Source organism: Streptomyces sp. NPDC079141 (assembly GCF_040686775.1).
GTDB lineage: Bacteria > Actinomycetota > Actinomycetes > Streptomycetales > Streptomycetaceae > Streptomyces.
Map to the genome: position 1 here is coordinate 1 of NZ_JBFBLP010000006.1, position 12,480 is coordinate 12,480.

9 protein-coding genes and 1 pseudogene are annotated in these 12,480 nt (G+C 70.5%); 6 read left to right on the plus strand and 4 right to left on the minus strand.

Translation table 11 applies throughout. The features are described from left to right. Positions 1–65 precede the first annotated feature (65 nt). Positions 66–3,242, minus strand: a complete 3,177-nt coding sequence (locus tag AB0Q90_RS18585; protein WP_363160091.1) for an RHS repeat-associated core domain-containing protein — start codon at positions 3,240–3,242, stop codon at positions 66–68. A 541-nt stretch (positions 3,243–3,783) separates the two neighbouring features. Further along, on the minus strand, positions 3,784–4,377 hold the full coding sequence (locus tag AB0Q90_RS18590) for an NAD(P)H-dependent oxidoreductase (protein WP_363160092.1): 594 nt from the start codon (positions 4,375–4,377) through the stop codon (positions 3,784–3,786). Positions 4,378–4,661: 284 nt separating this feature from the next. On the opposite strand from AB0Q90_RS18590, the gene AB0Q90_RS18595 reads away from it, so the two are divergent. Together AB0Q90_RS18595 and AB0Q90_RS18600 are read left to right on the plus strand one after the other, a co-directional pair. Further along, on the plus strand, positions 4,662–5,171 hold the full coding sequence (locus AB0Q90_RS18595; RefSeq protein WP_363160093.1) for a hypothetical protein: 510 nt from the start codon (positions 4,662–4,664) through the stop codon (positions 5,169–5,171). A gap of 111 nt (positions 5,172–5,282) precedes the next feature. After that, on the plus strand, positions 5,283–5,906 hold the full coding sequence (locus AB0Q90_RS18600; protein ID WP_363160094.1) for a class F sortase: 624 nt from the start codon (positions 5,283–5,285) through the stop codon (positions 5,904–5,906). Here the strand turns inward: AB0Q90_RS18600 and AB0Q90_RS18605 are convergent. Beyond that, positions 5,844–6,233, minus strand: coding sequence for a helix-turn-helix domain-containing protein (locus AB0Q90_RS18605; protein WP_363160095.1), 390 nt, complete (start codon positions 6,231–6,233; stop codon positions 5,844–5,846). The two genes, AB0Q90_RS18600 and AB0Q90_RS18605, sit on opposite strands and share 63 nt — an antisense overlap. 107 nt (positions 6,234–6,340) lie before the next feature. On the opposite strand from AB0Q90_RS18605, the gene AB0Q90_RS18610 reads away from it, so the two are divergent. Further along, a complete protein-coding gene (locus tag AB0Q90_RS18610) occupies positions 6,341–7,225 on the plus strand; it encodes an NAD(P)-binding domain-containing protein (protein ID WP_363160096.1) in 885 nt (294 codons plus the stop codon). On the opposite strand, the pseudogene AB0Q90_RS18615 reads toward AB0Q90_RS18610, so the two are convergent. Next, positions 7,222–8,037, minus strand: a pseudogene (locus AB0Q90_RS18615) (TSUP family transporter). The gene AB0Q90_RS18610 and the pseudogene AB0Q90_RS18615 sit on opposite strands and share 4 nt — an antisense overlap. A gap of 211 nt (positions 8,038–8,248) precedes the next feature. On the opposite strand from AB0Q90_RS18615, the gene AB0Q90_RS18620 reads away from it, so the two are divergent. The 3 genes from AB0Q90_RS18620 to nirD are packed head-to-tail and all read left to right on the plus strand — an operon-like array spanning position 8,249 to position 12,404. Next, positions 8,249–9,463 (plus strand): FAD-dependent oxidoreductase, encoded by a 1,215-nt coding sequence (locus tag AB0Q90_RS18620; RefSeq protein WP_363160097.1) that lies wholly within the window; start codon positions 8,249–8,251, stop codon positions 9,461–9,463. Continuing rightward, positions 9,463–12,057: a nitrite reductase large subunit NirB gene (nirB, locus tag AB0Q90_RS18625; protein ID WP_363160098.1), complete on the plus strand. Its 2,595-nt coding sequence runs from the start codon at positions 9,463–9,465 to the stop codon at positions 12,055–12,057. The genes AB0Q90_RS18620 and nirB overlap by 1 nt, the downstream gene beginning before the upstream one ends. Further along, positions 12,054–12,404, plus strand: a complete 351-nt coding sequence (gene nirD, locus AB0Q90_RS18630) for a nitrite reductase small subunit NirD (RefSeq protein ID WP_363160099.1) — start codon at positions 12,054–12,056, stop codon at positions 12,402–12,404. The genes nirB and nirD overlap by 4 nt, the downstream gene beginning before the upstream one ends. Positions 12,405–12,480: the final 76 nt, after the last annotated feature.

The window sequence follows — 12,480 nt, forward strand, 5'->3', positions numbered from 1 at the left end:
ACCTGGCGCCGACACCATCAAGCTGTCGCGCGAGCCTGCCACCAGCACCGACACGTCCTCCAAGATCAGCCATGACCAGATCTACAACTGCCGTGGCTGAGGGGATCGGGGCTCAGGAAGCGACCCAGGTGTGGGTCGTAGGCGCGGGCGCCGAGGAGGGAGAGGCCGGTGCTGGTGTCTTCCGTTTTGCCGAGGAAGCCGTTGTTAGTGCCGGTGGGCAGGTCTCCGCTGCGTTCGTCGCCGAAGGGCGTGTAGCGGCGGCGGGTTGTGGTGCCGGTGGTGGCGTCGACGGTGAGCTGGGTTGAGGCCTGGGTGTCGGCCAACAGGTAGGTGAGTTTGCCGTTGGCGGTGGTCGTGCCTTGCGTTGTGCGCATGGCGACGAGCGAGGAGCCGCTGGTGTAGTAGCGGGTCGCCGTCACCTTGGTGCCGTCGGTGGTGCGCAGTTCCATGCCGCCGATGGAGGCGACCGTCTCCTCGGGGGTGGTGCGGACCAGGAGGTTGCCGTCGGCGTCGTGGGTGTAGCGGGTGAGCTGGCTGCCGCTGGACTTGGTGGTCGTGACGGTGGAGAGCCGGCCGAGCTTGGTCCAGTCGTAGTCGGTGGTGGTGCCGGGCGCCACGCGTGTGTCCATCTGGCCGGCGCTGTCGTAGGTGAAGGTCTCTGTCCCGGTGGTGCTTCCGCCGGTGTTGGTGTTGATCTTGCGGACGCCGTGCGGCCGGTTGGCGTTGGCCGTGGTCCAGGTGCCCGCGTCGTCGTAGCCGGGGTAGAGGTAGTCGCGGGTGGTGGCCTTGCCGGTGGCGTCGGTGTCGGTGACCGCCTGGAGGTTGCCGAGGCGGTCGTAGGCGTAGGCCGTCTGGTAGGGGGCCGTTCCTGTGAAGTCGGAGCCGCTGTTCAGGGCGCAGACGCCGGATTCGGCGCGGGTGTAGGCGTTGGTCAGGCGGGCCTGGTCGTCGTAGTGGAAGCACTGCGACTGGGCGGTCTGGCCGGTGGCCTGCTCGCGCAGTTCGGTGACCTTGCCGTCGAAGTCGTAGCTGTAGAGGTCCTTCTGGCTCTCGCTGGTGTAGCGGTTCACGGTGGTGTTGGTGGTGATGCTGTTCAGCCAGCGCGTGCCGTTGGCGTAGGAGTAGTCGTAGGAGCGCTGGGCGGCGACGCCGCTTACGACATCGGTCGCGCTGCCGTAGTAGCGGTCCGTCAGCAGGCCGTAGGCGTCGTAGGCCGTAGACCGGACGTAGGTCTCCAGGTCGGAGGTCAGGCTGCGAGGCTGGCCGTAGGCGTTGTAGGAGGTGGTGACGGTCTCGGCATCCAGGCCGCCGGCCTGCGGATAGGTGACCGAGGTGACGTGGTCGGCCGCGTCGTAGGTGAACCCGGTGGTGTAGTCGCCCGCCAGGCCGGTGACAGTGGTGGGGATGCTGACGGTCGTGGCCAGCGGGCGCCCCCGCTCGTCGAACTTGTCCGTCTTGACGGTGTTCGCGATGCCGACCGTGTTCCAGCTGGTTGCTGCGGTGACCTGCCCCTTGCCGCCGGGTACGCCCACTCCGTCCCAGGTCCAGGAGGCGAGCCTGGAGGTACCGCTGCGCACCTGGATCTTGCGGCCCAGGTCGTCGTAGTCGAACGAGAGCACTGTCGTGCCACCGTTGCTGGTGGTCTCCTTGACCTGGCCGTTCTCGTCGTACGTCGTGGTGCTGACACCGGCGTCCGGGTCCACCACCCTGACGCGCTGTCCGGCCCAGTCGTAGTTGTAGAACGTGTCGTTGCCGCGTGGGTCGGTGATCTGGCTCAGCGCACCGGTGGCCGTGTACTTGTACTGCGTGGTGAAGGTGGCGCTGCCGTTGTGCTCGACGACCTTCGACGTCTGCCCGTACACGTCGGTGTAGGTGTCCACGGCGCCGGAGTTGGCAGGGGTGACCGTGGTGTAGTCGCCGTGGTAGGCGGTCAGCATGCGCCCGTAGAGCGTGGTCTTGGTGCTGGTGCCGTCTCCCACGAGGATCTGCGACTGGGTGGTGCGTCCGGCCCAGTCCAGGGTCAGGTCGGTGTAGGAGGGCAGGTCCTCGACCTTGGGGCTGACCGGTCCGCCCGAGCCCGCGGTTCCCTGGTTGCGGAAGACGGCAGACGTGCCGGTGACGTGTCCGGCCGTGTCGTAGCGGGTGACGGCGACCTGCCGGTTGGGGACCTCCGCGCCCGTCGAGTCGGTGCCGTCCGGGATCGGCGCCTGTGTCTCGCGTGCCCTGCCGAGAGCGTCGGTGTAGGCGTAGGAGGACAGGTAGGTGGTGCCGGACTGAAGGATGTGGCTGGCCACGCGCGGGTAGCCGTCGACCGAGTCGGGGATGCCGTTGCTGGTGGAGGTGGGGATGCTGTAGCTGAACTTGAGGGAGGGCGAGGTGCCGGTCTCGGTCGGCCTCCACACCTCGGTCAGACGGCCCGCCGCATCCAGGGTCGTCTTGGTGAGATATCCGTTGGCGTCCTTGGTCTGGTACGGCACGCCCCAGAAACGGGACTTCCACACGGTCGTGGTCAGCGGGCCGCGCGTGTCGGCAAGGTCCTTGCTCGGCCTGGGGGATGTGGTGGTCACGCCGTCCAGGGGCCAGGTGTTCTCCGGACTGTAGGTGGTGGTGGTGCGGTTGCGGTTGGCGTCCTCGGTCCAGCGCATCCGGCCGGCGTCGTCGTAGCCGTACCTTGCCGTCAGGTGGGCGCTGTCCGCGGTGTAGGTGCGTGTCTCGGTGGGGTTGCCGTCGGTCGGCTTGTTGCCGGCCACGTCGGCGGCGTTGTCATAGAGGGTGACGCTGTAGCCGTCCTGCTTTTCCGCGGCGCGGTCGACGCAGCCGGTCGAGTAGTGGCGGGTCTCGTCGACCACCACCATCCACCGCTGGATATTGGTGCCGTCGTACAGGTCGGTGTTGTAGGCGCGGCCGTAGGTGGTGCAGCGGTTGTCGGCCACGGCCGCTTCGCCTTGGTCGTCTGTACGCAGCGCCAGACCGTAGGTGGCTGAGGTCGCGGTGGAGGCGTCGTACTCGTTCTGCACGACATGGGTGCGCCAGCCCGTGGAGATCCTGGTCTCGGTGGTGGTCTGCGATTCGCGGACGAAGCGGGCGTCGGGCAGCCCCGTGTACTGGGCGGTGTTGTGCGTCCAGTACTTGTGGAAGACCTTCTGCTGCGAGACGCCGGCGTCGTCACGGGCGGAGGTTTCGATGGTGCGGCCCTGCAGCCAGGGCGAGTCGGTGTACGAGGCGCCCTCGCCGTCGGTCACCGAGACGGACCGCGTCTTGGAGGGGTCGCTCTTGTCGGTGCGGTCGCCGTCCAGGCCGCGGTAGAGCCAGTGGAAGGTGGAGTGCTTGACCGCACCGCTGCCCGAAGTGACCTCGACGCGCTGGTAGCCGCGCCAGTCCGACCAGGCGTCGCATCATCAGAGGCTGCCGCCGCCTGCGGCGGGGTCACCACCGACACCGTCGACAACAAACCGGCCAGCACCGCCCCCGCAACGGTGACGGACAACAAACGCGCACGCCGAGCAAGCACTCGAACTCCCACCCCAGGCGGCTCCGCGCGATGCCGCGCGAACCGACAGTCCGCAAGCAAACATCCGCCTCTGAAGCTGAACCGACCGCGCTCCCCAGCGCGGTGAAGCCGACTCAGCCCAGAAGTTGATCAGTGAAGCGGGAGTGCAACTATCGTGAACATTGCGAGGACAGAGGGTGGAACCACCGGTTCCGCCGAGAGCCCATGAACCACATCACATTCGACCGGGCCATCTCGTCGACCGTCACTACGACGCAAGCGGAGCGGCACGCTCAGCCCCCGTACGGCCGCCTCTCCTTCGCCTCCCTCAACGCCCGCCCCCACCAAACCAGTTGATCCAGCATCGTCTTCACCGCCGCATCCGGCCCGGAGGGATCCTTCAGCCTCCCGGAGTCGTCGAACGCCGCCCCCGCGCCATGGAAGGACACCGTGTCCCGGACCGTGACGGCGTGGAGTTCGGCGAAGACCTGGCGGAGGTGTTCCGTGGCGCGCAGGCCGCCGGCGAGGCCGCCGTAGGAGACCACGGCGACGGGCTTGGCGCGCCATTCGCCGTAGTGCCAGTCGATGAGGTTCTTCAGGCCTGCCGGGAAGGAGTGGTTGTACTCGGGAGTGAGGACGACGAAGGCGTCGGCGCGGGCCAGCTTCGGGGTGACGTCGGTCAGGGCCTCGGTCGCCTCGGGGGTGCGGGCGAAGGACGTGGGCAGGGGGATGTCGGCCACGTCGACGACCTCGGATGTGAAGTCCTCGCGGCCGCTGACGCGGTCCAGGAGCCAGTCGGCGACGACGGGGCCGAAGCGGCCGTGGCGGTTGCTGCCGATGACGACGGCGAGGTTGAGGGGGACTTCGGGAGCGGTGTGTGTGGTCATGCCGTAGAGCCTGGTACCTCAACCTTTGTTGAGGTCAAGCCCCCGATTGCCCCGTGAACCGGGTCACCCGTTCACACGCCCCCGCTGCGCCCTTCGGGTTCTCTTCTCCGACACGCCCGTACGGCTACGTTGACCTGCCAAAACAGGCCGCACAGCGGTGGGACCTGACACCCGTTCACCCTATTTCTGACGTGCCCTCAGGAAGCGGTCCCGGCCTCCTGCCACTTACCTCGGAAGGGCAGGGACCCACCACTGCGACCCACGCTGATCCTCAGGGAGCACCGATGCGCCGTACCGCCCGTCTGCTGACCGGGAGCGTGCTCGCCGTGGCGGCCGCCGCTCCCGCCTACGCGGCGGGTGGTGACCGTCTGGAGGTGTACCCCTCCTCGGTCGTGCCGGGCGGCCAGGTCACGGTGAACACGACGGCCTGCGCGGACGGCGGTACGGCGGCGGGCGACGCCAGCGCGGTGGGCGCCGGGTCCTTCACGCTCGCGCCGAGCACGCACAAGGAGAACGCGATCGGGCAGTTCCGGGTGCCGCCGAGCGCGCAGCCGGGGACGTACGAGATCACCGCGACCTGCACGGAGGGCGGGCGGCGGGTGACGGGTGACCTGGTGGTGACGCTGGTCTCGCAGCGGCAGCGGGTGCATCCGCGAGGAAGTGTGAAGACGGGGGTCGGCGGCGCACTCGGCCCCGACCCCGTGCAGACCGCGGCCGGCGTGGCGGCTCTCGCCGTCGCCGCCGCGGGCGGTACCTGGCTCCTGCATCGCCGGGCGAGAGGCGACGGGATCTGACGGACACCCTCCGCTGTCCGTCCGCCGGTACCGCATGTCCCCTCCCCCTCCGGGTCCGACGCCCCTCGCGGCCCGGAGGGGGATTCGGGGTCCGACGACAAGGAGGCGCACGTGCGACGCAGGTTCGGCAACTCCGCGATAGCCGCCGTCACCGTGGTGGCCCTGTGCTCAGGCGCGTGGCTGCTGCGCAGCGGCGCCGAGACGCACGCCCCGCCGCAGCCGTCCGCCGCACAGGCCCACGCCGATCCGCGCACCCAGCGCTCCGCGGCCCCCGCGCTGCCGCCCTCTCCCCCGGACCGCGTCCGCATCCCCTCGATCCGGGTGGACGCCCCCCTGACGGGCCTCGGCCTCACCCCCACCGGCTCACTGGACGTCCCGCCCGCCGCGCGGCAGAACCTCGCCGGCTGGTACGAGGCCGGCACCACCCCCGGCGAGACGGGCACCGCGATCGTCGCCGGGCACGTCGACAACGCCGAGGGCCCCGCCGTCTTCTACCGCCTCGGCGCTCTCCGGAAGGGCGCCACGATCGAGCTCGACCGGCGCGACGGCACCACGGCCGTCTTCAGCGTCGACTCCGTCGAGGTGTACGACGCCCGGAACTTCCCCGACGAGAAGGTCTACGGCGCCGCGCGGCGGCCGGAGCTGCGGGTGATCACCTGCGGCGGCGGCTACTCACGCACGACCGGCTATCAGGGCAACGTCGTCGTCTTCGCGCACCTCACCGGCAGCCGCTGACGGCACCAGGAAGTTGTTCTTCCCCCACTCGCACAGCGGCTCCAGCGCCGTGTTGAGGCTCTCGCCCCTCGGGGTCAGCGAGTACTCCACCCTCGGCGGCACCTCGTCGTACTCCTCCCGGTGCACGATCCCGTCCGCCTCCAGCTCCCGCAGCTGGGCGGCGAGCACCTTCTCCGTCACCCCGGGCAGCTCGCGGCGCAGCTCCCCGAAGCGGCGCGGACGCACATGCAGCGCCCAGAGGATGAGCACCTTCCACTTGCCGCCGATCACGTCCATCGCCGCGTCGACACCGCATTCGTGCGCCCCCGGCCGCCGACCGATCGCCATGTCCCGTCCCCCTGCCCGGTGTCTGCCTGGATGCTTTCCCGGTGGTAACCACCCACTCCCAAGTACGTACTTGAGCAGGCCTTCCACCACCAACGAGCCTAATGCCCATGACTGACAACACACTTGCCCCGATCACCGTTCTCGGCACCGGCGCCATGGGCACCGCCCTGGCCCGCGCCTGGCTCGCCGCCGGGCACCCCGTCACCGTCTGGAACCGCACCCCCGCCCGCGCCGGGCACCTCGCCGCCGAGGGCGCGACGGTCGCCCCGAGCGCGGCCGCCGCCGTGGCCGCGAACCGGCTGGTCGTCGCCTGCCTGCTCGACGACGATTCGCTCGGCGAGACCCTCGCCACGGCCGACCTGACCGGCCGCGACCTGGTGAACCTGACCACCGGCACGCCCGCCCAGGCCCGCGCCCGCGCAACCTGGGCCGAGGCGCGCGGCGCGCGGTTCGTCGACGGCGGCATCATGGCCGTACCGCCGATGATCGGCAGCCCCGACAGTGGGGCGTACGTCCTCTACAGCGGCTCCGCCGGGCTCTTCGAGGAGCACCGGGAGACGCTGGCCGTGCCCGCCGGCACCGTGTACGTCGGGGCGGACCCCGGTTTCGCGGCGCTGCACGACGTGGCGCTGCTCAGCGCGATGACCGGCATGTTCGCCGGGGCCTTCCACGCCTTCGCGCTGGTGCGCCGGGAGAACATCGCGCCCAAGGACTTCGCGCCGCTGCTGGAGGGCTGGCTCACCGCGATGGCGCACACCCTGCACAACACGGCCGACCAGCTGCAGAGCGAGGACTTCACGAAGAACGTCGTCTCCAACCTGGCCATGCAGGCGGCGGGCAACGCCACGCTGCTGCGCACCGCCGAGGAGCAGGGGGTGAGCCCGCAGCTGCTGACGCCGTACATGGACCTGCTGGACCGGCTGGTGGCCCAGGGGCGGGGAGAGGAGGACACCACCGGAATGGTCGACCTGCTGATCGACGAGCGGGCCTAGGCCACCCACTGCCCGTACGCCATGTTCGCCACCAGGGCGAACACCACCGTCAGCAGCACGACCCGGACGAAGCCGCTCCCCTTCTTCAGTGCGGTGCGCGCGCCGAGCGTGCCGCCCGCCAGGTTGAAGACGGCCATCACGGCGGCCAGCTGCCACAGGACCGTGCCCTGCCAGGCGAAGGTGGCCAGCGCTCCGGCGTTGGTACAGCAGTTGACGATCTTGGCGGTGGCGGAGGCGGTGACCAGGTCGAGGTGGAGGACGGCGGTGAGGGTCAGGACGAGGAAGGTGCCGGTGCCGGGGCCGATCAGGCCGTCGTAGAAGCCGATGCCGAGGCCGGCCAGGCCGATCGCGGCGAGGATCTGGCGGCGGGTGGCCGGGCCGGTCGCTGGGGCCGTGCCGAAGGCGGGGCGCAGGATCACGAAGGCGGCGACCGCGAGCAGCACCACCATGATCACGGGCTTGAGGACGTCCGTGCTCATACCGGCCGCGAGGAAGGCCCCGCCCGACGAGCCGGCCAGCGCCGCGAGGCCGATGCGGACGGCGGTGCGGACGTCGACCGGGGCCTTGCGGGCGTAGTCCCCCACTGCCTAAAGGGCGTGGGAGGTGCCCCCATCCGCGGCGCCCGAGGTGCCGACGATCGCGACCGCCTTGTTGGTGCCGAGTGCATACGCGGCGGGCGTGCTCGCCGGCAGGCCGAGCAGCAGCACCGGGAGCAGCAGGAGCCCGCCGCCGCCGACCACGGCGTCGATCCAGCCGGCCGCGAGGGCCGCGATACACAGGACGACGATCATGGTCAGGGATATGTCGGGCATGATCGCGACCCTACGGACGGGATACATGTGACGTCCATCTACCTGAGGGGTTTCTGAGGTTCCCCGGCGGGCCTCTCCTTGTGCTCACAGCGCACCCCCGCCCGACCCCAGGAACCCTCACACCTATCCACCGCCTCTGCTGAGGGCAGCGTTCCTCACGGGAAACAAACGTGATGCGGTCGGGTAACACCGGCACCGCACGCTCAAGGGCATGACCTCGAATTCGCGTGTGGTGGTGATCGGCGCCGGCCTCGCGGGCGTACGTCTCGCCCGGCGGCTCGGCGAGCTCGGTACGCCCGTGACGCTGATCGGCGACGAGGAGCACCGGCCGTACAACCGGGTCCTGCTCGCCGAGGTGCTGGCCGGACGGTACAGCCCGGACGTGATCGCCCTTCCGGCGCCCGCGGAGCTGACGCGCGGCCGGGTCACCGGTATCGACCGCGAGCTGCGCGCCGTGCATCTCGCGGACGGCTCGGTGATCGCATACGACACGCTCGTGCTGGCCACCGGCTCCAACCCGGTGCTGCCGCCGCTGCGCGGACTGTTCACCCCGGACCACGAGCTGCCCGAGGGCGTGCACGCGTTCCGCACCATGGACGACTGCCTGGGCCTGTCCAAGGCGGTCCGGCCGGGGGCACGCGCGGTCGTCATCGGCGGCGGGCTGCTCGGCGTGTCCGCGGCCCGCGCGCTCGCCGTGCGCGGTGCGCAGGTCGTCCTCGCCCAGCAGTCCGAGCGGCTCATGGAACGCCAGCTCGACCCGGGCGCCTCCAAGCTGGTGCTGCGGCACCTGAAGGACCTGGGCGTCGAGGTGCACATCGAGTGCCGCGTGCGTGACGTGCGCTGCGTCGGCGGGGCCGTCCGCTCGGTGGAGATGTCCGACGGATACGCCCTCGACGCCGACCTCGTCGTCCTGGCCTGCGGGGTCCACCCCCGCGTGGGCCTCGCACAGACCGCGGGCCTGGACGTCCGCAAGGGCATCGTCGTCGACGACGAGCTGCGCACCTCCGACCCGCACATCCGGGCCGTCGGCGACTGCGCGCAGCACGACGGCACCCTGTACGGGCTGGCCACCCCGGCGCTGGAACAGGCCGAGGTGCTGGCCGAGCTGCTGGCCGGTGACACAACCGCCCGCTACACCGGCACCCGGTCGCTGACCCGGCTGACCCTCAACGGCCACACCGCGTTCGACCTCGCCGCGTTCGGCGAGACGGAGGCGCTTCCGGGCGACGACGTCGTCCAGCTCACCGACGCCACCCGCGGCACCTACCGCAAGGTCGTCGTCCGCGACGACCGCGTGGTCGGCGGGGTGCTCGTCGGCGAACTCGGCACCGTCGGCGCGCTCGCCCGCGCCTGGGAGGGAGCAGAGCCGCTCCCCTCCGACGGCGGCCCTTTGCTCCACCTGCTCACCAACGATGGAGGCTCCTGATGACCGCCACCCCGGGGGCCACCCCCACGATCGTGCTCGTTGGCCACGGCATGGTCGGCCAGCGCTTCCTCGAAGCGCTCGCCGAGCGCGGCATGACCGCCACGCACCGCGTGGTCGTGCTCTGCGAGGAGCCGCGCCCCGCCTACGACCGTGTGGCGCTCACCTCGTACTTCTCGGGCAAGACGCCCGAGGACCTGTCGATGACCGACATGGAGTTCATCGAGAAGCACTCGATCGACCTGCGCGTCGGCGACCCCGCGGAGACGGTCGACCGTGAGGCGAAGAAGGTCACGGCCCGGTCGGGCGAGGTCTTCGAGTACGACGTCCTCGTCCTGGCCACCGGCTCCTTCCCGTTCGTGCCGCCGGTGCCGAACAAGGACGCCACCGGCTGCTTCGTCTACCGCACGATCGAGGACCTCCTCGCGATCGAGGAGTACGCCAGGACGGCGACGACCGGCGCCGTGGTCGGCGGCGGACTGCTCGGCCTCGAAGCGGCCGGCGCGCTGAAGGGCCTCGGACTCACCTCCCACATCGTGGAGTTCGCGCCGCGCCTGATGCCGGTGCAGGTCGACGAGGGCGGTGGCGCGGCGCTGCTGCGCACCATCGAGGACATGGGCCTGTCCGTGCACACGGGCGTGGGCACGCAGGAGATCGTGGTCGACGCCGAGGGCGCCGTCACCGGCATGAAGCTCTCCGACGGTTCCGAACTCTCCACCGACCTGGTGGTGTTCTCCGCCGGAGTCCGCCCCCGCGACCAGCTCGCCCGCGACTGCGGCCTCCAGGTCGGCGAGCGCGGCGGCATCGCGGTCGACGAGCAGTGCCGCACCCTCACCGACCCGCACGTCTTCGCCATCGGCGAGTGCGCACTGGCGGCGGACGGCCGGGTCTACGGCCTCGTCGCACCGGGCTACGAGCAGGCCTCGACAGCGGCCGCGACCATCGCCGCGGACGAGGCGTCCTTCACCGGCGCGGACCTGTCCACCAAGCTCAAGCTGCTCGGCGTCGACGTCGCCTCCTTCGGTGACGCGCACGGCGCCACCGAGGACTGCCTGGACGTCGTCTACTCCGACTCCCGCGCGGGCCTGTACAAGAAGCTGGTCATCGGCCGCGACGGCACACTGCTCGGCGGCATCCTGGTCGGCGACGCGGAGGCCTACGGCACGCTGCGCGCGCTGACCGGTTCGGTCCCGCCGATCTCCCCCGAGTCACTGGTGCTGCCGGCCGGCGCGGGCGCCCCCGCCCAGCTCGGCCCCTCCGCGCTCCCCGACGACGCGGTCATCTGCTCCTGCCACAACGTCACCAAGGGCACGATCCGCGGCGCGGTCACCGACCACCAGTGCACGACCGTGCCCGAGGTGAAGAAGTGCACCAAGGCCGGTACGGGCTGCGGCAGTTGCGTCAAGGTCCTCGGCCAGCTGGTCACCGCCGAGCTGGAGGCGAGCGGCGTCGAGGTCGACAAGGGCCTGTGCGGCTGCTTCTCGCAGACCCGCGAGGAGCTCTACGAGATCGTCCTGGCCCTGCGCATCAACACCTACCAGGACCTCCTGGACCGCTACGGCCGCGAGAACGCCCGCGGCACCGACGGCTGCGAGATCTGCAAGCCCACGGTGGGCTCGATCATCGCCTCCCTCGCCCCCACGATCGGCGCAAGCGGCTACGTCCTGGACGGCGAACAAGCCTCCCTCCAGGACTCCAACGACCACTTCCTGGCCAACCTCCAGAAGAACGGCTCGTACTCGGTGGTCCCCCGCATCCCCGGCGGCGAGGTCACCCCCGAGGGCCTGATCGTGATCGGCGAGATCGCCCGCGACTTCGGCCTCTACACAAAGATCACCGGCGGCCAGCGCATCGACATGTTCGGCGCACGGGTCGAACAACTCCCCCTGATCTGGGCCCGATTGGTGGACGCCGGCTTCGAGTCGGGTCACGCGTACGGCAAGGCACTGCGCACGGTGAAGTCCTGCGTGGGCCAGACCTGGTGCCGCTACGGCGTCCAGGACTCGGTCCGCATGGCCATCGACCTGGAGCTGCGCTACCGGGGTCTGCGCTCGCCGCACAAGCTGAAGTCGGCGGTCTCCGGCTGCCAACGTGAGTGCGCGGAGGCCCAGTCGAAGGACTTCGGCGTGATCGCCACGGCCAACGGCTGGAACCTCTACGTAGGCGGCAACGGCGGCGCCACCCCGCGCCACGCGGACCTGCTGGCCCAGGACCTCTCCGACGCCGAACTGATCCGCCTGATCGACCGCTTCCTGATGTTCTACATCCGCACGGCGGACCGCCTGGAGCGCACCAGCGTCTGGCTGGACCGCATCCCCGGCGGCCTGGACCACGTACGGGACGTGGTCGTGGAGGACTCCCTCGGCATCTGCGAGGAGCTGGAGTCCCTGATGGCGGATCACGTGGCGAACTACGCCGACGAGTGGGCGACCACCATCAACAACCCCGACAAGCTGGCCCGGTTCGTGTCCTTCATCAACGCGCCCGACACCCCCGACCCGGTGGTCGGCTTCGTCCCCGAGCGCGACCAGATCAAGCCCGACCTGCCGCTGCTCACCATCGGCCACCGTCCCCTGGAAGGAAGCGCCCAGCGATGACCCTGGCACCCGAGACAACGGACCTGAAGATCCAGCTCCAACTGGCTGACGGCTGGTTCACCGTCTGCGACCTGAACCAGCTGCTCCCCGGCCGAGGAGTGGCGGCCCTGCTCCCGGACGGCAGCCAGGTGGCCCTCTTCCGCGACCGAGCCGGCGCGCTCTACGCCATCGACAACCGCGACCCCTTCAGCGGCGCCGCGGTCATGTCCCGCGGCCTGACCGGCACCCACCAGGGCCGCCCGTTCGTGGCCTCCCCGCTGCTGAAGCAGCGCATCGACCTCAAGTCCGGCCAGTGCCTGGACGACGAGTCGGTACAGGTCACAACGTACGAGATCCGCACGGCCTGACGGACGCGCACGAGCCCCTGCCCGACGGACAGCCAGGGGCTCGTGCGGCAAGACTGCCCGCACCCGCGTACGGCGA